19 protein-coding genes are annotated in these 21,938 nt (G+C 49.6%); 8 read left to right on the forward strand and 11 right to left on the reverse strand.

The genetic code is table 11. From position 1 onward, the window contains the following. Positions 1 to 147: 147 nt before the first annotated feature. The 6 genes from ypfH to dapA form a co-directional block, all read right to left on the reverse strand. A complete protein-coding gene (gene ypfH, locus LVQ76_RS17960) occupies positions 148 to 846 on the reverse strand; it encodes an esterase (RefSeq protein ID WP_232922184.1) in 699 nt (232 codons plus the stop codon). Between the two features lie 74 nt (positions 847 to 920). Beyond that, complete coding sequence (locus tag LVQ76_RS17965) at positions 921 to 2,936, reverse strand: tRNA(Met) cytidine acetyltransferase TmcA (protein WP_232922185.1); 2,016 nt, start codon at positions 2,934 to 2,936, stop codon at positions 921 to 923. 24 nt (positions 2,937 to 2,960) lie between these two features. Further along, the gene (ypfJ, locus tag LVQ76_RS17970; RefSeq protein ID WP_232866761.1) at positions 2,961 to 3,836 is read right to left on the reverse strand and encodes a KPN_02809 family neutral zinc metallopeptidase; all 876 of its coding nucleotides are present in this window, start codon (positions 3,834 to 3,836) and stop codon (positions 2,961 to 2,963) included. 131 nt (positions 3,837 to 3,967) lie between these two features. Next, on the reverse strand, positions 3,968 to 4,681 hold the full coding sequence (gene purC, locus LVQ76_RS17975; RefSeq protein ID WP_034459103.1) for a phosphoribosylaminoimidazolesuccinocarboxamide synthase: 714 nt from the start codon (positions 4,679 to 4,681) through the stop codon (positions 3,968 to 3,970). Between the two features lie 107 nt (positions 4,682 to 4,788). Next, a complete protein-coding gene (gene bamC, locus LVQ76_RS17980) occupies positions 4,789 to 5,823 on the reverse strand; it encodes an outer membrane protein assembly factor BamC (protein ID WP_154152406.1) in 1,035 nt (344 codons plus the stop codon). Positions 5,824 to 5,839: 16 nt separating this feature from the next. After that, positions 5,840 to 6,718, reverse strand: a complete 879-nt coding sequence (gene dapA / locus LVQ76_RS17985) for a 4-hydroxy-tetrahydrodipicolinate synthase (RefSeq protein ID WP_151995231.1) — start codon at positions 6,716 to 6,718, stop codon at positions 5,840 to 5,842. A 145-nt stretch (positions 6,719 to 6,863) separates the two neighbouring features. Here dapA and LVQ76_RS17990 point away from each other — a divergent pair, with 145 nt between their 5' ends. Beyond that, entirely contained in the window at positions 6,864 to 7,421 is a 558-nt protein-coding gene (locus LVQ76_RS17990) for a glycine cleavage system transcriptional repressor (RefSeq protein ID WP_232922186.1), read from the forward strand. A 14-nt stretch (positions 7,422 to 7,435) separates the two neighbouring features. Next, positions 7,436 to 7,906, forward strand: a complete 471-nt coding sequence (gene bcp / locus LVQ76_RS17995) for a thioredoxin-dependent thiol peroxidase (protein ID WP_064512983.1) — start codon at positions 7,436 to 7,438, stop codon at positions 7,904 to 7,906. A gap of 54 nt (positions 7,907 to 7,960) precedes the next feature. Here the strand turns inward: bcp and LVQ76_RS18000 are convergent, their stop codons facing one another. Beyond that, the gene (locus LVQ76_RS18000) at positions 7,961 to 9,031 is read right to left on the reverse strand and encodes an AI-2E family transporter (protein ID WP_151995234.1); all 1,071 of its coding nucleotides are present in this window, start codon (positions 9,029 to 9,031) and stop codon (positions 7,961 to 7,963) included. A 211-nt stretch (positions 9,032 to 9,242) separates the two neighbouring features. Between LVQ76_RS18000 and bepA the strand changes: the two genes are divergently transcribed. Both bepA and arsC read left to right on the forward strand, forming a co-directional pair. Then, positions 9,243 to 10,706 (forward strand): beta-barrel assembly-enhancing protease, encoded by a 1,464-nt coding sequence (bepA, locus tag LVQ76_RS18005; RefSeq protein ID WP_232866748.1) that lies wholly within the window; start codon positions 9,243 to 9,245, stop codon positions 10,704 to 10,706. Between the two features lie 11 nt (positions 10,707 to 10,717). Continuing rightward, positions 10,718 to 11,074 carry an arsenate reductase (glutaredoxin) gene (arsC, locus tag LVQ76_RS18010; RefSeq protein WP_232866751.1) on the forward strand — a complete coding sequence of 119 codons (357 nt, stop codon included), beginning with the start codon at positions 10,718 to 10,720 and terminating at the stop codon, positions 11,072 to 11,074. A gap of 40 nt (positions 11,075 to 11,114) precedes the next feature. Here arsC and LVQ76_RS18015 read toward each other — a convergent pair whose 3' ends face one another. The 3 genes from LVQ76_RS18015 to upp form a co-directional block, all read right to left on the reverse strand. Beyond that, on the reverse strand, positions 11,115 to 11,816 hold the full coding sequence (locus LVQ76_RS18015) for a DnaA inactivator Hda (protein ID WP_226812157.1): 702 nt from the start codon (positions 11,814 to 11,816) through the stop codon (positions 11,115 to 11,117). A gap of 102 nt (positions 11,817 to 11,918) precedes the next feature. Next, positions 11,919 to 13,202, reverse strand: coding sequence for a uracil permease (uraA, locus tag LVQ76_RS18020; RefSeq protein WP_232922187.1), 1,284 nt, complete (start codon positions 13,200 to 13,202; stop codon positions 11,919 to 11,921). A gap of 83 nt (positions 13,203 to 13,285) precedes the next feature. Beyond that, the gene (gene upp / locus LVQ76_RS18025; protein ID WP_034459132.1) at positions 13,286 to 13,912 is read right to left on the reverse strand and encodes a uracil phosphoribosyltransferase; all 627 of its coding nucleotides are present in this window, start codon (positions 13,910 to 13,912) and stop codon (positions 13,286 to 13,288) included. Positions 13,913 to 14,126: 214 nt separating this feature from the next. On the opposite strand from upp, the gene purM reads away from it, so the two are divergent. The 4 genes from purM to ppx all read left to right on the forward strand — a co-directional run bounded on the left by purM (position 14,127) and on the right by ppx (position 19,617). Continuing rightward, positions 14,127 to 15,164, forward strand: a complete 1,038-nt coding sequence (gene purM, locus LVQ76_RS18030) for a phosphoribosylformylglycinamidine cyclo-ligase (RefSeq protein WP_232922188.1) — start codon at positions 14,127 to 14,129, stop codon at positions 15,162 to 15,164. Next, on the forward strand, positions 15,164 to 15,805 hold the full coding sequence (gene purN / locus LVQ76_RS18035; RefSeq protein WP_232922189.1) for a phosphoribosylglycinamide formyltransferase: 642 nt from the start codon (positions 15,164 to 15,166) through the stop codon (positions 15,803 to 15,805). The genes purM and purN overlap by 1 nt, the downstream gene beginning before the upstream one ends. Positions 15,806 to 15,974: 169 nt before the next feature. Further along, entirely contained in the window at positions 15,975 to 18,035 is a 2,061-nt protein-coding gene (gene ppk1, locus LVQ76_RS18040) for a polyphosphate kinase 1 (protein WP_232866133.1), read from the forward strand. 40 nt (positions 18,036 to 18,075) lie between these two features. Then, positions 18,076 to 19,617: an exopolyphosphatase gene (gene ppx / locus LVQ76_RS18045; protein WP_232905009.1), complete on the forward strand. Its 1,542-nt coding sequence runs from the start codon at positions 18,076 to 18,078 to the stop codon at positions 19,615 to 19,617. A gap of 36 nt (positions 19,618 to 19,653) precedes the next feature. On the opposite strand, the gene LVQ76_RS18050 is transcribed toward ppx, so the two are convergent. Then, positions 19,654 to 21,897 carry a sensor domain-containing phosphodiesterase gene (locus tag LVQ76_RS18050; RefSeq protein WP_232922190.1) on the reverse strand — a complete coding sequence of 748 codons (2,244 nt, stop codon included), beginning with the start codon at positions 21,895 to 21,897 and terminating at the stop codon, positions 19,654 to 19,656. Positions 21,898 to 21,938 lie beyond the last annotated feature (41 nt).

Here is a 21,938-nt window from a genome sequence, read left to right on the forward strand (position 1 = left end):
CTCAATCAAACACAACATTGCATGAAGCATAACATGGATAAATTATCTCAGCAGGAACGTGACGTTCTGGTGTGCCTTTAGACTCCTCCTGTGTTCAAAATCCAGAAGGAGTCTATAGGCAGGAGGGACTTCACTCAGACCGGGTTTTCAAAGAAACTCAACAATATCATCGTTGTTTGGTTTACCGCCGCTGAGCGCCTCATCGAAATAGTGCTTCGGCACGGTATAACGCAGGTGATCGAGCGCAATCTGAATACTGCGGTCATCTATCGCATGGCCCAAATCGTCAATCACATCCAGCGTCACATCACCGCCCAGTTGCATTAACTGTTCGTGAGCATCAAAGGCATGCTTCACATCAATCACTTTATCAACGTCGCCATGAATCAAATGAATAGTGGTTGAAGTTGAGGCATTTTGTGGAAGTTGCGCATAACGGCCATTAAAAGCCACCACGCGAGAGGCCAGTTCTGACTGTGCTTTCACACCCTCAAGCCCCATGATTGCCCCTTGCGAGAAACCAATCAGAGCTGTGGCATTCGCAGGCACGCCACTGTCTTTTTGCAAGTCACGCACCACCTGGACAAATGTTGGCATGATGGCATCAACTCGTGCCTGGCGGTTTTCTTCCGTGACTCCCGCAACGGAAAACCACTCACGGCCTTGATACGGGCCGCTGGGTGCCGGGCCACCAATGCTGACCACCAGCGCTTCCGGGAAATGTGGCGCAAACCAGCTACCAATTTCCCCCATTGCTACCGGGTTATCGCCAACACCATGAAACAACAAAATCAGTTGCTTAGCCGGGCTGGCTGGGCTTTGAACTACAAAATGGTCGTGTTTCATGGTGTTCTCCTTTAGTTTCTGGAGATGACTATACGCCGGGATTCCATGATGACCATACCGTTTGACTGAATGAATTAGTGGAAAAATTGCAATTGCATAAGCGTATTTTTCAGCTCAATACACTGTTGCTCATCGAGTTTTTCCAGCGCCTTTTGCACTTCCTGCCGCATCACAATTAACAATGCTTTACGTCCGGAAATGCGTAATTGCTGGCAAAGTGACTCCACACTTAGACATTGTTGTACTCGGCCACGTAGCGCGTTAAGGGGTAAATCACTGGTGAGCAACAAACGATTCAAAGAGCCCAGGCAGGCCTCCACAGGTCGATGCCCAAAGGCGAACCCTGCCAACTCCAGCCAATCATCACTGTTTAGCGCAGCCTTTTCATCAGGGATAACAGGTAAGGATTGGTCAATCCACGGTTGCAACCACCTAATATCGCGCTGTAGCCGCTGCTGCTCGTGACCAGTCAAAGCCTCACCTTGCTTAGTTAACGGCAATAACGCCATTGCCGTATAGCAGCCACTGCTGGCCTCCCGGTGACTTCCTACGCGCACCAACCGAAAGCCACAGCTTTCCCAAAAGCGCCATAACTCGTTGGTAAAACCAAAACTCACCGAAAGATAATCAGCAGCAAACGTTGCGTGAGCTTTCACTTTGGCAATCATCTGTTGGCCGATTTGCTGACGCTGGCGTAGTGGATGCACAGCAATACGGCTGACGCGCAATCCTTTAAGCGTTGCGGCTAATGGACTACCGCCATGGGCTGCCAGCGATTGCGCCACTAAATTGCCACGTGGGCGCCGAAATCCAGCCCATACCGCCCGACTGAGATCCTCATGAAGCCCACCCTCCTCCACAAGCCAGGTTGCTCCAATCGTTTCCCCACGACTGATTGCAGCAATGAAATGCTGCCCCGGAGCATCCAGCATCCGACGCCAGTCCAGTGGTGAAGTACGATAATGTGCGCCAGACAGTAAGCGGTACATCTGTTGTAGTTGTTGCGATGGTTGTAACGCGCTGGCACGTTCAATGACCTGCAAAGAAATCGAACCTTGCGGGGCTGTCGTTATGTCGATTTCATCAAATAGCAAAACCGCATCAATTAGTTTTTCCAGCGGATCATTTGCAGCCCAACGGATGGGAGTTGAAAGGGTGTAGCGCGTCAGTTCGTCGAGACTTGCGCAGAACTTGAGCATAAACCCACGCCCCGTGCCTTCGTAACCCTGCACCGTGGTTATCAGTAAAACCCGTGAGAAGTGGGATATTAATCTACGCAATTGAGGCGCTGGGAGCGCGGCAGCCTCATCAATAATTAGCCAGTCGGCCTGAAATGCATCGGGGTTGGCAAGCAGTGCGTCAGGCGCAACAAAGTTAAAGCGATCGCCAGCATGCTCAGCGAGCACATCTGTCGCCGCTTTTCCGGGAGCGGTTACCAGCCCTTTGCCTGGAATCCTTTGCAGTAACATACCCGCCAGTGCAGATTTACCACGCCCTCTCGGTGCGGTAACCACCGCAACGCCAGCAGACATGTTCAAAAGCTCATCCAGAATAGCGGCCTGCTCTGCAAAAGGTGCACCATTGGCTGCATGCCATTGTGGACGTGGCGAGAAATCAGGGATTTGCAGCGGCTGATGCTGCTGCCAGAGCACGCATTCGTTATCAACGCTGATACAGTGCTGTAGATGAGCGATAAAATGTGGTGTGGGAATCGCTTCCGGCTGCTCACTCCAGCGGTTTGAATCGCAATCTGGCTGCATCGACCAATTGTCCCATTCGGGAGCCAGCAGAACCAACCAACTGCCCGCTTTAAGCGTTCCCGCAAGGGCTGCCAGCGATTCAGCATCCAGCCCTTCTCTTGCATCAAAGACTGCATGCAGAAACTCACGACCCAATAGAGTGCGCATTGCCGACGTTGCACAATGAAGCGGCAATTCCGGTGCGGCCCCAACCCATAGCCAGTCACCGGGTAATTGCCGGGTAAGAGATTGTACCTGCTGGCTACTCCAGGTTTTCTCACCCGCCATGATGATCATACGGCGAATACCAGCATCAGCCATACTGGCGGTTGCTTGCCTTAGCAGCTCCATGGCTTGCGTCCTTGTCACATCTCGTTATTTGGCGGTATTACCGAAGGTATTGCACTGCGCCGGGTCGCCGCTATCGAAACCGCGTTTGAACCAGGTATAGCGCTGTTCTGAAGTGCCATGGGTGAAGCTGTCGGGAACTACGCGTCCCTGACTCTGTTGTTGCAGTTTATCATCGCCAATCGCTTCAGCTGCATTCAACGCTTCCTGCAAATCTCCGGCATCCAACACTTCTTGTTTTTGCATACTGTTACCCCAGACACCCGCGAAGCAATCAGCCTGCAATTCCATTTTTACAGAAAGACGATTGCCCTCCGCCTGGCTTACACCCTGCTGGAGCTGGCGGACTTTCGGTTCAATCCCTAACAATTTCTGCACGTGGTGTCCGACTTCATGAGCAATGACATAGCCTTGAGCGAAATCACCATCAGCGCCCAGTTTGCTTTTCATTTCATCATAGAAAGAGAGATCGATATACACCGTGCTGTCAGCCGGGCAGTAGAAAGGCCCCATGATTGACTGACCAGTGCCACAACCAGTACGCGTACTGCCGCGATACATCACCAGTTTTGGTGGTTGATAAGTGCGCCCCATCTTCTGGAAAACTTCTCCCCAGGAGTCCTCGGTCGTTGCCAGAATAACCCGGGTAAATTTAGCGGCTTCGTCATCGTTAGGACTGATAGATCGTTGCGTAGATTGCTGTTGCGGAACTGGCTGCCCACCGAGCATTGAGGTGAGATCGACACCATAATAGCTCGCCACAACGACCACTATTAATAAGATGACACCGCCTTTACCGCCGGGTAAGCGGAATCCACCACCGCCGCCTCCGAAGCTTGGGCCAGAAGAGTTGTTTCGTCTGTCTTCAACATTGTCGCTTTCGCGACGACCTTGCCAGCGCATAGTCGACCTCATTATTCACAACTTGTAATAAGTAGATCGTAGGTGGTTAATTCCAGGATTACCATAGGAAACAAGACGTGAAAACGCCGAATGTGAAAACACATTCGGCTTCATAAGAATCGTGCGAGATTTTAGTCTAATTGAACGCCAAGACGACGAGCGACTTCTTCATAAGCTTCAATCAGGCCACCAAGGCTCTGGCGGAAACGGTCTTTGTCCATCTTGTCGAGGGTTTCTTTGTCCCACAAGCGGCTACCGTCTGGGGAAAACTCATCACCCAGTACAACCTCGCCGTTGAACAAACCAAATTCCAGCTTGAAATCGACCAGGATCAGACCCGCGTCATCAAACAGTTTGCTCAGAACATCGTTAGCTTTGTAGCTCAACTCACGCATACGAGCCAAATTCTCTTTGTTCACCCAACCAAAGGTTTCACAGTAAGATTCATTGACCATCGGGTCATGCATCGCATCGTTTTTCAGGAACAGGTCAAACAGCGGTGGATTCAGCTCAATGCCTTCTTCAATACCGAGGCGTTTAACCAGTGAGCCAGCCGCACGGTTACGAATTACACACTCAACCGGCACCATATCCAGCTTTTTCACCAGCACTTCGTTGTCGGAGAGCAGAGCTTCCATTTGCGTAGGAATGCCCGCCTCTTCCAGTTTAGTCATAATGAAATGGTTGAACTTATTGTTCACCATGCCTTTACGGTCAAACTGTTCAATACGAGCACCGTCTCCTGCTGAAGTATCATTGCGGAATTCGAGCACCAACAGATCCGGATTTTCCGTGCTGTATACGGTTTTCGCTTTGCCACGATACAACTCAGCTTGCTTTTGCATCTTTCTTACTCCAGGTGTGATTTAACTAAAAATTCCGCTATCTGTGTCTACGCACACGTTTGCGTAGCCTAACAGAAAAAAGGCCAGAGAGCTCTGGCCTTTAAATGTTACTTGCTGAATGCCGCCTGGAATGCAGCTACCAGAGCATCGTTCTGAGACTGCGTCAGCGTGTGACCTTTTGGATCGATGAACTGCAGACTGCTGCGGTTATCGAGGTCGCCCACTTGCAGTTTATAGTCGCCACTGGACAGACCCGGGTCTTTCGCCCCTAAATCTTGCCATGCGCTGTCAGACAATGGTTTGTATGTTACAGCCATGCTGCCTGTTGAACGCGTAGAGTCAGTGACTTTCATGCCCACTTTCTCAAGCGTTGCCGGTAAACGGTTCCATACGACGTTGAATGGACCACGCACCACCAGCATTGGCAGGCCAGTGTCATCAGCGGCACTTTGAACATCAAGCTGCGTTGCTGCACGGCTTTCTTTGGCGTTTTGCAGATCGGTCTGGGTTTTATCCAGTGCCGCACTGATGCTGTTAAGCATTTCTGCACTATAACGTTGCATAGATGCCGCATCAGAAATTGGCTTTCCGGCCTGTTCCAGATTCAGCAGCTTAACCACCACAGCTTGTTGATAGCCCTGAGGTTTCGCACTGATTTGATAGCGTCCACGGTACTGCTGATCTTCATCAGCACGGTTCCATTGGACCCAGTCAGTGGTCAGCGTTTGGCTTGCGTCATCACGTTTATCAATGCCGTAATTTTTCGCCTGTACAGCGCTTACGACCTGTGGCCACAGCGTTGCACCACGCGCACTTTCAACCATCAGAGTTGCGGTGTCCCCAGTAAACTGAGTACGTGCGCCACTGACTAATGCCAGAGGTTGAGCCGGCGGACGGATATCCAGCTGTTTGCCTACTGCGCCGCTGCCGTTGGTGACCGGAATATTGTATTCACCATTCTGCACCGGCAGGATCATCCCCGCCGGGGAGTGGATTTCCGCGAGGGGTGCTGCATCCAGATAGGATTCGTCACCACTAACCTGGCGCTTATAACGCTGGTCGGTGCTACATGCTGCTAACAGCATGGCTAACGAAACCACTGCAACTTTCGCCACCGTCGACTTCTGTACTGAGTAAGCCATCAAATCTCCCTAAACTTTACAGCAAACCGGCATGCTTGAGCGCGCTAACAATCACCGGACGACTGGCTTCAGTCAGCGGTGTCATTGGCAGGCGTAAGGTATCGGTTGCCACAAGTCCCAACTCCCTACATGCCCATTTGACTGGGATAGGGTTGGGTTCAACAAATAATTTATTGTGCAGCGGCATCAAACGTTCGTTGATAACGCGCGCTTGCGCATATTGCCCATTGGCGGCCAGTTTACACACTTCTGCCATTTCTCGCGCGGCTACGTTTGCCGTCACAGAAATCACACCGTGGCCACCCAATTGCATAAAGTCCAGCGCACTCGCGTCATCGCCGCTAACCAGGATGAAGTCATCTTCAACCAGCTCTTTGATCTGGTTTACTCGTGTTAAGTTCCCGGTCGCTTCTTTGATACCAATAATATTTTTAATCTTCGCCAAACGGCCTACTGTTTCAGGCAGCATGTCGCAACCGGTACGAGATGGCACATTGTACAGCATCTGCGGCAGGTCTGTACTTCCAGCGATGGCTTTGAAGTGCTGATATAGCCCTTCCTGGGTTGGGCGATTGTAGTATGGAGTTACCGTCAGGCAGCCCACAATTCCGCTGTTTTCGAAACGCTTTGTCAGCGAGATAGCTTCAGAGGTGGCATTAGCGCCAGTCCCCGCGATAATCGGAATACGGCCATCGGCCAGTTCCAGCGTCATCAGTACCACATCACCGTGCTCGTCATGGCTCAACGTAGCAGACTCTCCGGTCGTACCTACCGAGACAATCGCCGAGGTCCCGCTGGCGACATGGTAATCAATCAGTTTTTTCAGGCTTGACCGGCAGACATTACCTTTCTCATCCATCGGCGTCACAAGCGCGACAATACTTCCAGTGAACATTGGCCATCCTCTGTGCTAACAAGTGTCTCAATGGTACGTTTGGTGCAGGATCAAAAGCAAGTCACCAGGTGACGCTACACGGTTGTACGCAACTTTTTTTTATGCTTTCCTTATGATATCTCACCGATTCACAGGAAGAACACGTTTGACACTCTCACCACACCATTATTTGGTCATTACGGCCCTTGGGGCGGACAGACCTGGTATTGTTAATACCATCACCCGCCATGTGAGCAGTTGCGGCTGTAATATTGAAGACAGTCGCCTCGCTATGCTCGGTGAAGAGTTCACGTTTATTATGCTGCTATCGGGCAGTTGGAATGCCATAACCCTGATTGAATCAACGCTACCGCTGAAAGGTGCTGAGCTAGATTTATTAATCGTTATGAAACGTACCGCAGCGCAAGAGCGCCCGGCAATGCCAGCAACAGTCTGGGTGCAGGTAGAAGTGACCGACTCGCCTCATTTAATCGAGCGTTTCACCCATCTGTTTGATGTCCATCACATGAATATTGCGGAATTGAGTTCACGTACCCAGCCAGCTCAGGATGGCAATCCACCCCAGCTGTATATTCAGATAACAGCTCATAGTCCGGCAGGTCAGGATGCGAATGTTATTGAAGATGAATTCAAGGCCCTCTGTACAGAACTTAAAGCACAAGGCAGTATTAACGTTGTGAATTATCCACAGCAAGATGATTAAGACGGAGAGTTGTAATGAGCCCACTGAAAGCCGGTGACAGTGCACCGAAATTTAGCTTGCCTGATCAAGACGGCGAGCAGATAAATTTAACCGACTTCCAGGGACAGCGCGTTCTGGTTTATTTTTATCCTAAAGCGATGACACCAGGCTGCACCGTGCAAGCATGTGGCTTGCGCGACAACATGGATGCGTTGAAAAAAAGTGGTGTGGAAGTGCTGGGTATTAGCACCGACAAGCCAGAGAAACTTTCACGTTTTGCCGAAAAAGAGTTACTCAACTTCACCCTGCTTTCTGATGAAGACCACCAGGTCTGTGAGCAATTTGGGGTTTGGGGCGAGAAGTCATTTATGGGTAAAACCTACGATGGCATCCATCGCATTAGCTTCTTGTTGGATGGTGAAGGCAAAGTTGAAAAAGTGTTTGATGATTTCAAAACCAGCAACCATCACGACATTGTGGTGAACTGGCTGAAAGAAAACGCTTAATAGCTACGCTAGAAATATTAAAAAAGCCGACTTTATGTCGGCTTTTTACTTTCTCTAGTTTGGCTTATCGTCTATTAACACGCTATCCGGCCAGGCATGCACCACCGCTTTAATCAGGGTAGCAAGTGGAATCGCGAAGAAGACGCCCCAGAACCCCCACAGACCGCCAAAAATAACTACCGACAAAATGATGACCAATGGATGCAGGTTAACCGCTTCGGAAAATAATACCGGTACCAACAGATTGCCATCTAATGCCTGAATAATTAAATACACGGCAAATAGCGTCCAGAACTCCGGCCCCACTCCAAACTGGAATAACGCCACGCACACCACTGGGATTGTCACGACAAACGCGCCAATATATGGAATCAGCACAGAGAATCCGACCAGCACCGCCAGCAGCAGAGAGTAATTCAGGCCAAAAATCACAAAACCAATATAGGTCACCACACCCACAACCAGCATTTCCAGCACTTTGCCGCGAATGTAGTTCGTAATTTGCTGATTCATCTCCAGCCATACCTGCCCCGCAAGCCCACGGTTTCGAGGTAAAACCCGGCGAACAGCATTAAGCATCTGTTCTTTGTCTTTGACGAGGAAGAACACCATTAGCGGCACTAACACCAGATAGATTGCCAGCGTTAACAGCCCAACTAATGAAGCCAGTGAATATTTCACCACTTGATCGCCCATACCCATCATGCGCCCACGCATGTTCTCGGCGATGGCATCAATGATGCCTGCATCAACCAGTGCCGGGTAACGTCTTGGCAGAGTGGCCGCATAATCAGAAAGTTTATTCAGCATTCCCGGCATGTCACGTATCAGATAGATACCCTGCTGCCAGGCAACTGGCGCAACTACCAGCACCATCAACAGCAAAATGCCGACAAACAGCACCAATACAATCGTTGCAGCCCAGGTTCGTGAACATCCGATACGCTGAAGCCGTGCGGTTGGCCACTCCAGTAAATAAGCCAGCACAATTGCCACCAACAGCGGCGCTAACAGTCCGTGGAAGAAGAACAGAATGACAAATCCTGCAACCAGAATGACTAGCAGTGCGATAGCCTCCGGATCGCTAAACCGTCGTCGATACCACTGCAACAACATTTCAAGCATACATCCCTTCCCTGACAGTATTGTGCGAGGAGAGATTGTATCTAAATGTCACTGTAAAGACTTTGCTTTTTATCTCCGTTCAATGGCGGTTTAAAATTGTCGCAGATAAGATAGGTCTCAGTCATGCGGTGGGCTACAGTTCATTTTTGTATGCGAACAAATTCACGTAATACATGTCGAAGATTAACTTTGATTAAACAGGACAGGACGTATGTTCAAGCAGTTGAAAAAATCGCTGGTTGCAACACTGATGGCAGCTTTGCTTGCGGGTCCAGTAACTCCAGCCTTTGCGGACGTTAGCGACCAACTGCCAGATATGGGAACTTCAGCAGGTAATACTCTGTCAATTGGCCAGGAAATGCAGATGGGCGACTTTTATGTTCGTCAGCTGCGAGGCAGCGCCCCATTAATCAATGACCCTTTGCTCGTGCAGTACATCAACAAACTGGGTATGCGTCTGGTTAGCCATGCCAACTCAGTTAAGACCCCATTCCATTTCTTTCTGATCAATAACGACGAAATCAACGCCTTTGCTTTCTTCGGCGGCAACGTGGTGCTGCACTCTGCGCTATTCCGTTATGCCGATAATGAAAGCCAGCTCGCGTCGGTTATGGCGCACGAAATCTCTCACGTCACACAACGTCACCTGGCGCGAGCCATGGAAGATCAGAAAAAAAATGCCCCGCTAACCTGGGTGGGTGCATTAGGTTCTATTTTACTGGCGATGGCCAGCCCACAAGCGGGTATGGCAGCGTTAAGTGGAACACTCGCCGGCACACAACAGGGCATGATCAGCTTCACGCAACAAAACGAGCAGGAAGCAGACCGCATCGGTATTCAGGTGTTACAGCGCTCCGGTTTCGATCCACAAGCGATGCCAACCTTCCTTGAGAAACTACTCGACCAGTCGCGTTATTCATCTCGCCCACCGGAAATTTTGCTCACCCACCCATTGCCTGAAAGCCGTTTGGCAGATGCGCGCAACCGCGCCAACCAAATGCGGCCGGTGGTGACACAATCTTCAGAAGATTTTTACATGGCAAAAGCCCGTACGTTGGGTATGTACAACTCCGGACGTAACCAACTAACCAGTGATTTATTGGATAGCTGGTCCAAGGGAAATATTCGCGAACAGCACGCAGCAGCATATGGTCGTGCGCTTCAGGCGATGGGCGGTAATAAATGGGATGAGGCCCGTAAGCTTTTGCAACCACTGCTTACCGCACAACCTACAAATGCGTGGTATCTCGATTTATCTACCGATATTGACCTTGGGCAAAATAAATTCGCAGACGCTATCAATCGACTGAAAAACGCGCCTGATTTGAAACAGAACCCGGTATTACAACTTAACCTTGCTAACGCCTATGTTCAGGCAAAACAACCAGAGCAGGCAGCAGCAATTCTCAATCGTTATACCTTCGCTCACCCTGATGATAGCAATGCCTGGGATTTGTTAGCGCAAACCGAGGCAGATTTAGGCAATCGTGATCAAGAACTCGCTGCACGTGCTGAGGTTATGGCACTCGTTGGGCGTCTCGACCAGGCTATTTCGCTGCTCAGTAGTGCCAGCGCTCAGGTGAAATTGGGTAGCTTGCAGCAAGCCCGTTATGATGCGCGAATCGATCAGTTCCGCGAATTGCAAAAACGCTTCCTTCCGTATTCTAAGATGTAACAGGAGTTACGATGTCTACAGCCGTTTCTATTTATCACAATCCGCGCTGCTCTAAGAGCCGTGAAACGTTAAGTCTGCTAAAAGCAAATGGCGTAGAACCCGAAGTGGTGCTGTACCTGGAAACCCCTCCGGATGCGGCAACCATCAAAACGTTGCTCAGCCAATTGGGTTTTGCCAGCGCACGCGAGTTAATGCGTCAGAAAGAGGATTTGTACAAGGAGTTGAATCTGGTAGATAGCGCATTAAGCGAAGAGCAATTGATTCAGGCGATGGTCGATAATCCAAAGCTGATTGAGCGCCCGATAGTACTGGCTAATGGCCAAGCCCGTATTGGTCGCCCGCCTGAGTCGGTGCTAGAAATTTTGTAGTGATAATGGCGGATGCCGCGCTGGGTATCCGCCAAACGAATTAAAGACTCAGAATCTCTTTCACAAACGGGATCGTCAGTTTACGTTGCGCCGTGATAGAAGCATGATCCAGCTGATCGAGCGTCATAAACAGCGTACGCATTTCGCGATCCAGGCGTTTTAACAGGAAGCGACCCACATCTTCTGGCAGCTCAAAACCGCGCAGTCGTGAACGCAGTTGCAGGGCTTGAAGTTTGTCTTCGTCGGAAAGCGGTTGCAGCTTATAGATTTGGCCCCAGTCAAGGCGCGATGCGAGGTCGGGAAGTTGCAAATTGAGCTGGCGCGGAGGACGATCGCCGGTAATCAGCAGACGGGTTTTTCCTGATTCAAGAATGCGGTTATAGAGATTAAAGATCGCCATTTCCCACAGTTCGTCGCCCGCTACACACTCGATATTGTCGATACACACAAGCGAAAGCTGTTCCATACCGTCCAATACTTCCGGGACAAACCAGGTACGCTTATCAAGTGGCACGTAGCCAACCGCTTCGCCACGTTGTGACAGTTCCGCACAGGCGGCATGCAGCAAATGGCTGCGCCCTCCTCCCTCTCGCGACCAGAAATAGATATATCCGCTGTGATCCTGACGGAGCACGGATTGAAGTGCGGCGAGTAAAGAAGGGTTATCACCCGGCCAGAAACTCGCAAAAGTTTCGTCATCAGGCAAATAGAGTGGCAGTGATAGCTGTGCCGGCGTATTCAGAATTACCTCAACCATAACAGGCAGAAAAACGCAGAGAGTCTAACACAGAAATGAGGATCAATAGAACCGGGCGAACGCACCGCCCGGCTTGAGGCAAAACTACTATTTTACGTCGTTTTCTTCAGCATCCAGCACCACTTCTTCCGGGCGCAGCACACTGATAAGTTTGAAGATTAGGCTCAGACTCACGCCAACGACTGTCGCCAGCGCCATACCTTTGAGCTCAGCCGCGCCAATGTGCACTTTCGCGCCACTCACACCGATAATCAGGATAACGGAGGTGAGGATCAGGTTTTGCGTTTTGTTGTAATCGACTTTTGACTCGATCAACACGCGAATACCGGATGCACCGATCACGCCGTACAGCAGCAAGGAAACACCACCAATCACCGGTACCGGGATAATCTGGATCGCCGCCGCCAGTTTACCAACGCAAGAAAGCAGAATTGCCAGAATCGCCGCGCCACCGATAACCCAGGTGGAATAAACACGGGTAATGGCCATAACGCCGATGTTCTCACCATAAGTGGTGTTTGGTGTCGAACCAAAGAAACCGGAGAAAATCGTCGAAATACCGTTGGCCAACATTGAACGATGCAGGCCTGGGTCGCGAATCAAATCTTTCTTCACGATATTTGCCGTTACGACCAGGTGACCCACGTGTTCCGCAATCACTACCAACGCTGCAGGCAGAATTGTGAAGATCGCAAACCACTCAAAACGCGGGGTGTAGAAGGTTGGCAGTGCGAACCAGTGCGCGTTAATAATTGGCGTGACATCGACCACGCCCATGGCGAAGGAGAGCGCATAACCCGCCAGCACACCGATAAGAATCGGGATAATCGCCAGGAAGCCACGGAACAGAACCGAACCAAAGATGGTTACCCCAAGCGTCACCAGGGAAATAATAATGGTGGTTGAGTCAGGAGAAGTGCCATCAGCAGGTAGAAGACCGGCCATATTCGCAGCCACACCCGCCAGTTCAAGGCCGATAACCGCGACAATCGCGCCCATCGCCGCAGGCGGGAACATCACATCCAGCCAGCCAGTACCGGCCTTTTTAACAATCAAAGCCACGATACAGAACAACACGCCACACATGATAAAACCGCCCAGCGCCACTTCATAACCCAGCGGCAGGAGTAGCAGTACCGGTGAAATAAACGCAAAGCTCGAACCGAGATAGGCCGGGATTTTACCTTTACAGATAAAGAGATACAGCAGTGTCCCGATCCCGTTAAACAGCAGTACCGTCGCCGGGTTGATGTGGAACAGAATCGGCACCAGAACGGTGGCACCAAACATCGCGAACAGGTGCTGCAAGCTTAACGGTATCGTTTGCAGCAGGGGTGGTCTTTCGCTCACTCCAATAGCGCGGCGTGTCATCTTTATTTCCTCTGAGGATGGTGTTGTTGTGTTTTAGCCAAAAAAAAGCCGACTCTCAAAGTCGGCTAATTTTATTGAATCAATTATTTGGTACCGAAAATCTTATCACCAGCATCACCGAGGCCCGGAATAATGTATCCGTGCTCGTTCAGACCCTGATCGATAGAAGCGGTGAACAGCTCTACGTCCGGGTGCGCTTTTTCCAGCGCTGCGATACCTTCAGGTGCTGCGACCAGAACCAACACTTTAATGCTGGTACAACCGGCGTTTTTCAGCAGGTCGATGGTTGCGATCATAGAACCGCCGGTTGCCAGCATTGGGTCAACCACCAGCGCCATACGTTCTTCAATGTTAGAAACCAGTTTCTGGAAATAAGGAACAGGTTCCAGGGTTTCTTCGTTACGGTAAATACCCACAACGCTGATACGCGCGCTTGGAACGTTTTCCAACACGCCTTCCATCATGCCCAGACCGGCACGCAGAATTGGCACAACGGTAATCTTCTTACCTTTGATTTGATCAATCTCTACCGGGCCGTTCCAGCCTTCGATAGTGACTTTTTCAGTTTCCAGATCCGCCGTGGCTTCGTAAGTCAGCAAGCTGCCAACTTCTGAGGCGAGTTCACGAAAGCGTTTGGTGCTAATGTCGTTCTCACGCATCAGGCCCAGCTTGTGTTTGACGAGTGGGTGTTTGACTTCCACGATCTTCATACTCTTTCTCCCCGAGATAGTTGGCCACCATAAAAAAAATCGCCGGATTATACCGCTTTTTTAACACCGCGCCACCGCTTCGAGATCAAGCTGGGTGAAATGAGTATAGATTGATAATAATTACATCCCGCTGAATAAGAGGCTCGCAAACGTTTGCCTGCACTGTTAGAATTGCGGCGTTTTTTATTTCTAACCCATCCGCGGGGACTAAGCAGTGACCGACAAAACCTCTCTTAGCTATAAAGATGCCGGTGTTGATATTGATGCTGGTAACGCTCTGGTCGATAAAATCAAAGGTGTAGTGAAAAAGACTCGCCGCCCGGAAGTCATGGGTGGGCTGGGCGGTTTCGGTGCGTTGTGCGCGTTACCTCAAAAGTATCGTGAGCCTGTGCTGGTTTCAGGCACCGACGGTGTGGGTACTAAATTACGTCTGGCGATGGATTTAAAGCGCCACGACACTATCGGCATCGATCTGGTCGCTATGTGTGTCAATGACCTGATTGTTCAAGGTGCTGAGCCGCTGTTTTTCCTTGATTATTATGCAACAGGAAAACTTGAAGTAGAGACTGCTGCGAGCGTTATTTCTGGTATTGCCGAAGGTTGTCTGCAATCTGGCTGTGCATTAGTTGGCGGTGAAACGGCTGAAATGCCGGGCATGTACCATGGCGAAGATTACGACGTTGCTGGCTTCTGTGTTGGCGTGGTCGAAAAATCTGAAATCATCGATGGTTCTAAAGTCACCGACGGCGATGTGCTGATTGCCCTGGCATCAAGTGGCCCGCATTCCAACGGTTATTCTCTGGTACGTAAAGTACTGGAAGTGAGCGGTACTGACCCGCTGACGACAGAGCTTGAAGGCAAACCGCTGGCAGATCATTTACTGGAACCGACTCGCATTTATGTGAAGTCTATTCTGGAATTGATTGAAAATGTTGACGTTCATGCGATTGCACACCTGACCGGCGGTGGCTTCTGGGAAAATATCCCTCGCGTTCTGCCAGACAACACGCAGGCTATTATTGCTGAATCTTCATGGCAGTGGCCTGCGGTATTCAACTGGTTGCAAAAAGCCGGGAATATCAGCCGTCACGAAATGTACCGCACCTTTAACTGCGGTGTAGGCATGCTGATTGCCCTGCCTGAGTCAGAAGCTGAAAAAGCGATAGAATTTTTGAATGCAAAAGGTGAAAACGCCTGGAAAATCGGTAGTATCAAAGCTTCTGATTCCTCCGAGCGCGTGGTTATTGAGTAATGAGACGTATAGTGGTGCTAATTTCCGGCAACGGAAGCAATCTTCAGGCAATTATCGATACTTGTAAGCTGAAAAAGATTAATGCCACCGTGGCGGCTGTATTCAGTAATAAAACCGATGCCTTTGGTCTTGAGCGAGCGCGTGCTGCGGAAATTCCTGCTCACGCGTTAACGGCTAGCCAATTCGCTGACCGCGCAGCGTTCGATCGTGAGCTAATGCTTGAGATCGATGCCTACGCCCCCGATCTGGTGGTGCTAGCCGGTTATATGCGCATTCTTAGCCCGGAGTTTGTCGGTCATTACGCAGGGCGACTGATCAACATCCACCCTTCTCTGCTGCCAAAATATCCTGGCCTCAATACGCATAGCCAGGTGTTGGAAAACGGCGATGAAGTGCATGGAACATCCGTGCATTTTGTCACTGAGGAGCTAGATGGTGGGCCGGTTATTCTTCAGGCCGAAGTTCCAGTTTTTGAAGGTGATGATGAAGAAGACATCACCGCCCGCGTGCAGAATCAGGAACACGCTATTTATCCATTAGTTGTCTCCTGGTTTGTCGAAGGACGCCTGGAAATGCGTGAAAATAGCGCCTGGCTGGATGGCAACAAATTACCACCGCAGGGTCATGCTGCAGACGAATAAAACTTAGGGGCTACGGCCCCTTTTTCACGCCTCCGCCCTACAACGCTTATTAAACTTCATCACGATTTGTCATACTTTACGGCCATCGTTGGACATTCCACGGCAAAGCTCGCCATAATGACAGACGTGACGGCATTTTAACGTCCACGAAAACGGAGTGTGAGGGCTAATGGGTCAGGATAAGCTGTATATCGAAAAAGAACTGAGCTGGTTGTCTTTTAACGAACGTGTGCTCCAGGAAGCAGCGGATAAAATTAACCCGCTGATCGAGAGAATGCGTTTTCTCGGCATCTATTCGAATAACCTTGATGAATTTTACAAAGTTCGTTTCGCCGAGCTAAAACGGCGCATTCTGATCAGCGAAGAACAAGGTACGGCTCCTAACTCGCGCCATTTGCTCAACAAAATTCAGGCGCGTGTTCTTAAGGCCGATCAAGAATTTGATGGGCTATATAACGATCTGCTGCTGGAAATGGCGCGTAACCAGATCTTCTTGATCAATGAACGCCAGCTTTCCCCGAATCAGCAAAACTGGCTACGACATTACTTTAAACACTATTTGCGCCAGCACATCACACCGATCCTGATTAACCACGACACCGACCTGGTGCAGTTTCTTAAAGATGATTACACCTATCTGGCGGTGGAGATTATTCAGGGCGACGATATTCGCTATGCGCTGCTAGAAATTCCATCAGATAAAGTGCCGCGCTTTGTGAATTTGCCGCCGGAAGCCCCGCGCCGCCGCAAACCGATGATCCTACTAGATAACATCCTGCGTTATTGCCTGGACGATATTTTCAAAGGCTTCTTCGATTACGATTCGTTGAACGCCTACTCAATGAAAATGACCCGCGACGCAGAATACGATCTGGTAACGGAAATGGAATCGAGTTTGCTGGAACTGATGTCATCAAGCCTGAAACAGCGTTTGACCGCTGAGCCTGTGCGTTTTGTGTATCAACGTGATATGCCTGATGCGATGGTTGAAATGCTGCGTAACAAGCTGACCATCACCAACTACGACTCCATTATTCCCGGTGGCCGTTACCACAATTTTAAAGACTTCATTAACTTTCCGAATGTCGGCAAAGCCAATTTAATCAACAAGCCACTGCCACGCTTGCGTCATATCTGGTTCGATAAATTCCGTAACGGCTTTGATGCGATACGTAATCGTGACGTATTGCTCTACTATCCGTATCACACCTTTGAGCACGTACTGGAATTGTTGCGCCAGGCGTCGTTCGACCCAAGCGTGCTGGCGATTAAAATCAATATTTATCGCGTGGCAAAAGACTCGCGCATTATCGAATCGATGATTCATGCTGCGCACAACGGTAAGAAAGTCACCGTGGTAGTTGAGCTGCAAGCGCGCTTTGACGAAGAAGCCAATATACATTGGGCTAAACGCCTGACTGAAGCGGGCGTACACGTTATTTTCTCAGCCCCGGGTCTGAAAATTCACGCCAAACTGTTCCTGATTTCCCGTAAAGAAGGTGAAGAGGTGGTGCGTTATGCCCACATCGGTACCGGTAACTTTAACGAGAAAACCGCACGTCTTTATACCGACTATTCGTTACTGACCTGCGATGCGCGCATCACCAACGAAGTACGCCGCGTATTTAACTTTATCGAAAACCCTTATCGCCCGGTGACATTCGAGCATCTGATGGTTTCACCACAGAACTCACGCCGCCTGCTTTACGATTTGGTCGATAAAGAAATCGCTAATGCACAAAACGGCGAGCCATCTGGCATCACGCTGAAACTGAACAACCTGGTCGATAAAGGGCTGGTAGACCGCCTGTATGCGGCTTCTAGCTCAGGTGTAAAAGTAAATCTGCTGATTCGTGGCATGTGTTCGCTTATCCCAAATCTGGAAGGTATCAGCGACAATATCCGCGTAATCAGTATCGTTGACCGCTATCTCGAGCACGATCGCGTCTATGTTTTTGAAAATGGCGGCGACAAAAAAGTGTATCTCTCCTCTGCCGATTGGATGACGCGCAACATTGATTACCGCATCGAGGTGGCCGTCGCTATTCTCGACCCGCGCCTGAAACAACGGGTGCTGGATATCATTGAAATACTGTTCAGTGATACGGTTAAAGCGCGCTACATCGACAAAGAACTGAGTAATCGCTATGTACCGCGCGGCAACCGCCGTAAGGTACGCTCGCAACTGGCGATTTACGATTACATTAAATCTCTTGAACAACCTGAATAACGCACTATGTCGACTATAAAACTATGTTGATGATAAAAACATGCCGATAAAAAAACATGCTCCACGGCCGCAAGAGTTCGCAGCAGTAGACCTTGGCTCGAACAGTTTCCACATGGTTATCGCACGTGTGGTAGATGGCGCAATGCAAATCATTGGTCGTCTGAAACAACGCGTCCATTTGGCCGATGGTCTGAATGCTGAAAACGAGTTAAGCGAAGAAGCAATGGAACGTGGGCTGTCGTGCCTTGCGTTATTTGCTGAACGTCTTCAGGGGTTCTCTGCGGAAAACGTCTGTATCGTGGGTACTCACAGTTTACGCCTGGCCGTAAACGCCGAAGAGTTTCTTAAGCGTGCCGAACAGGTTATCCCCTACCCAATTGAAATTATCTCCGGTAACGAAGAAGCGCGTCTGATTTTCATGGGTGTAGAACATACCCAGCCGGAAAAAGGCCGCAAGCTGGTGATTGATATTGGAGGCGGATCAACCGAACTGGTCATTGGTGAGGATTTCGAGCCAATGCTGGTCGAAAGCCGCCGCATGGGCTGTGTGAGCTTCGCACAAAACTTTTTCCCAAAAGGGAATATCACCCCAGAAAACTTTAAACGCGCTCGCCTCGCAGCTGTACAGAAGCTGGAAAACCTCTCCTGGCAGTACCGCTTACAGGGCTGGAATGTGGCGATGGGGGCCTCTGGCACCATCAAAGCGGCGCATGAAGTGCTGGTCAACATGGGCGAAAAGGACGGGATTATCACCCCTGAACGCCTGGAAATGCTGCGTGATGAAGTGCTGAAGTATAAGAGTTTCAGCACTATGAGCCTTCCGGGGTTATCGGAAGAGCGTAAAGCGGTGTTTGTGCCCGGTCTTGCGATTCTCTGCGGTGTTTTCGACTCGCTGGCCATTCGAGAGTTACGTCTGTCTGACGGGGCTCTGCGCGAAGGTGTGCTGTATGAAATGGAGGGCCGCTTCCGCCATCAGGATATTCGTATCCGTACCGCACAGAGTCTGGCAAACCAGTACCATATTGACAGCGATCAGGCTAAACGCGTACTGACAACGACTGAGCATATCTATCAGCAGTGGGAACTACAAAACCCAAAGCAAGCTAATCCGCAAATGGCCGCGCTGTTGAAATGGTCAGCGATGTTGCACGAAGTTGGACTGAATATTAACCATAGTGGGTTACACCGCCACTCGGCTTATATCCTGCAACACAGCAACTTGCCTGGCTTTAATCAAGAGCAACAGATGCTCATCGCTTCTCTGGTACGTTATCATCGCAAAGCGGTAAAAATTGATGACCTACCACGATTTACGCTGTTTAAGAAAAAGCAGTTCCTACCGCTAATTCAAATTCTGCGCCTGGGGGTGTTACTGAATAACCAACGTCAGGCAACAACCACTCCGCCGACATTGGTGCTAGAAACTGACGAGCACCAATGGACACTGCGTTTCCCACACGACTGGTTCAGCCTGAACACTTTGGTATTGCTCGATTTAGAGCGCGAACAGCAGTATTGGGATAATACGCCAGGCTGGAAGCTTAAGATTGAAGAAGAAGCTAGCCCGAACACTACCGCCTGATTGTTTACACAACCAAACGCCCATCAGGGCGTTTGGTTACTCGGTATCTCGATTTTCCTGAATGACAAGCTTCTCAAGCAAAAGTGGTCGTCCAACCAAATACCCTTGTATGTAATCAATCCCCAGACTTTGCACCGCTGCTTTGACCGCCTCGCTTTCAACATACTCGGCAACCAACTGCATCTTTTTCATCCGTGCCAACTGGCAGATTGAATCAACAATTTGATAATCCAGACTACTGGTCAGGACATTCCGGATAAAACTACCGTCAATTTTCAGGATATCCGCGCTAATATCTTTCAGCCGCGCATAACTGGCATATCCCGTACCAAAATCATCAATAGCAATCCGACAGCCCATATTTTGCAACATAGTCAAGGTCGCGTTAGCTTGCTCAAGATTGGTTAATGAGTTGCTTTCGGTGACTTCGAAAATAAGCTGCCAGGGTTCAATTTTGTAACGCTCCAGTAGACGTTTCACTTCGCTCGCAAACTGCAAACGCCCTACAGAAGCGGGGGTGAGGTTAATTGAGAAACGGCTACCAGGAAGCTGTTTACGATAATTATTCATAAACTTAAGCGTCGCTTCTAATACCCATTTATCGATTTTAGAAGACAAGCCAAACTCATGTGCCACAGGCAAAAACGCATCGGGCATAAACATCGCATCCCCTTCGTTATCCCCTTTCATGCGTAGCAAGATTTCATGGTAAGAGTCGCCACGAATCCCTTCAATACGTTGCGCCATCAAGATGAAATTCCCTGAATCAATGGCGACTTGCAGGCGGTTCATCATCTCCACTTTCTTTCTCACCGCATTCTGCACTTGGTTTGTGCCTTGCTGCTGCAAGCTTTCAGGCTTTGATGTCGAAAGTGACAAATCAGCCATGGTGCTGAGCTCGCCTAGCAGGAAGTAAATATGGGTGACAGGCTGGCGTACATAACAAAAGCTGATACCCACTTGTGGCTGCATCGGCATACCATCCCACATAAAGCGGAACTGCTTAACACGATGGTCAAGGGCGTCGATACGCTCATGATAAGAGTCATAGTTCAACCGAACAGCCAGCTCATGCCCAGACAAGTGATAGACACGTTCGCTGGCGGTTAATATCGGATTCAGATATTCATTGAGTTGCTGCTTGTATTGAATACGAAGTTGCACCCCGTAATTACGACCTAAAAGCTCAAGTTCAGGCACGCGTAGAAAAGCCAGCGCTGAACAAGGATAACGAGATAAGTCACGATTAAGCGCGCGCAAATTGGGCATTTGAACGATGGGGTCGATAAAAGCAACACGGCGCGCCTTGCTATGCAAAAAACGCTGACGAGTGGTGACAACAGCCATCAAGTATATGGTGATAGAAAACACAGCATAACAGGATGAGGCAATGGCCAGATGGAGTTGAAAGCCCATATATGGCGGCAAATAGTTATGAAAACCGCTGCACAGGATCGTCAATATCACCGTCCATGACGTGGTGATAAACAGAAAACCAAAGCGCATCGCTCCCCACAACATTAGCGGTAGAATCAGCGTTAATGTGTAATCCGTTGTGAAAATGGTGCTGAAATCATTGAAGGGCAATAACAGCAGGCTTACCAGTACGATGACCAACACAGCCCATAGCGTAATCTCGACTTTGGTCACGCCCGACTGCATTTGAGCTTTCATCCGCGAGAAAAATGAAAACATAAAACGTGGATTTCGGAACATACGAATGACGGAGTAAAAGAAAGGCATCCCCGTCAAACAACCAATCAGCACCGCCTGAAAATTAATGAGTGTCCGGGTGTGGAGAGGGTTTTCTGCACCGATATTGTTGGATACATCATACCAACCGAAGAAAACCCCTATCTGGTAAATAACTAGAAATGTTGCAGCGTTAACTAACACCAACCACAGCATGCGTTGAGCTGTAAGTTTGATAGCACCAAACATCACTGAGCCACGCCGTGGAACGAAAATACGGTAGCCACCCCAACTAATCGTGATAGGGACGATAAAGTGAACTACTGCCAGTAATGCAGCAATTTCACCTTTTAGAGGGACATATCGGAGGAGTAACGCAATAATAATTCCCGGCAGTGCTGCCCAACCGAAAACCATCAAAAACGCTGTCATTAACCCAAGTGGCATATAGACGAGGAATACGCGCCCTCCGTCCATGACGGTATTGGCATTACACCATTCGGCTATAGGGAAAAGTAGACTCGGCAGCACCAGAGGCAGTGCCCACCATTGATTTTTATACTTGTTATACCAGCTTGCCAGATACATTAGTTATCGCCAAGAACCCTGTCGTCCAGCTCGGGTAAGTT

This window comes from Buttiauxella cochleicola (assembly GCF_021283185.1).
Taxonomy (GTDB): Bacteria; Pseudomonadota; Gammaproteobacteria; order Enterobacterales; family Enterobacteriaceae; genus Buttiauxella; species Buttiauxella massiliensis.

What these genes read in the sequence shown, in the direction of transcription:
- ypfH (WP_232922184.1), bottom strand. Translation starts at nt 846, where the DNA reads ATGAAACACGACCATTTTGTAGTTCAAAGCCCAGCCAGCCCGGCTAAG.
- LVQ76_RS17965 (WP_232922185.1), bottom strand. Translation starts at nt 2,936, where the DNA reads ATGGAGCTGCTAAGGCAAGCAACCGCCAGTATGGCTGATGCTGGTATT.
- ypfJ (WP_232866761.1), bottom strand. Translation starts at nt 3,836, where the DNA reads ATGCGCTGGCAAGGTCGTCGCGAAAGCGACAATGTTGAAGACAGACGA.
- purC (WP_034459103.1), bottom strand. Translation starts at nt 4,681, where the DNA reads ATGCAAAAGCAAGCTGAGTTGTATCGTGGCAAAGCGAAAACCGTATAC.
- bamC (WP_154152406.1), bottom strand. Translation starts at nt 5,823, where the DNA reads ATGGCTTACTCAGTACAGAAGTCGACGGTGGCGAAAGTTGCAGTGGTT.
- dapA (WP_151995231.1), bottom strand. Translation starts at nt 6,718, where the DNA reads ATGTTCACTGGAAGTATTGTCGCGCTTGTGACGCCGATGGATGAGAAA.
- bcp (WP_064512983.1), top strand. Translation starts at nt 7,436, where the DNA reads ATGAGCCCACTGAAAGCCGGTGACAGTGCACCGAAATTTAGCTTGCCT.
- LVQ76_RS18000 (WP_151995234.1), bottom strand. Translation starts at nt 9,031, where the DNA reads ATGCTTGAAATGTTGTTGCAGTGGTATCGACGACGGTTTAGCGATCCG.
- bepA (WP_232866748.1), top strand. Translation starts at nt 9,243, where the DNA reads ATGTTCAAGCAGTTGAAAAAATCGCTGGTTGCAACACTGATGGCAGCT.
- arsC (WP_232866751.1), top strand. Translation starts at nt 10,718, where the DNA reads ATGTCTACAGCCGTTTCTATTTATCACAATCCGCGCTGCTCTAAGAGC.
- uraA (WP_232922187.1), bottom strand. Translation starts at nt 13,202, where the DNA reads ATGACACGCCGCGCTATTGGAGTGAGCGAAAGACCACCCCTGCTGCAA.
- upp (WP_034459132.1), bottom strand. Translation starts at nt 13,912, where the DNA reads ATGAAGATCGTGGAAGTCAAACACCCACTCGTCAAACACAAGCTGGGC.
- purN (WP_232922189.1), top strand. Translation starts at nt 15,164, where the DNA reads ATGAGACGTATAGTGGTGCTAATTTCCGGCAACGGAAGCAATCTTCAG.
- ppk1 (WP_232866133.1), top strand. Translation starts at nt 15,975, where the DNA reads ATGGGTCAGGATAAGCTGTATATCGAAAAAGAACTGAGCTGGTTGTCT.
- ppx (WP_232905009.1), top strand. Translation starts at nt 18,076, where the DNA reads ATGCCGATAAAAAAACATGCTCCACGGCCGCAAGAGTTCGCAGCAGTA.
- LVQ76_RS18050 (WP_232922190.1), bottom strand. Translation starts at nt 21,897, where the DNA reads ATGTATCTGGCAAGCTGGTATAACAAGTATAAAAATCAATGGTGGGCA.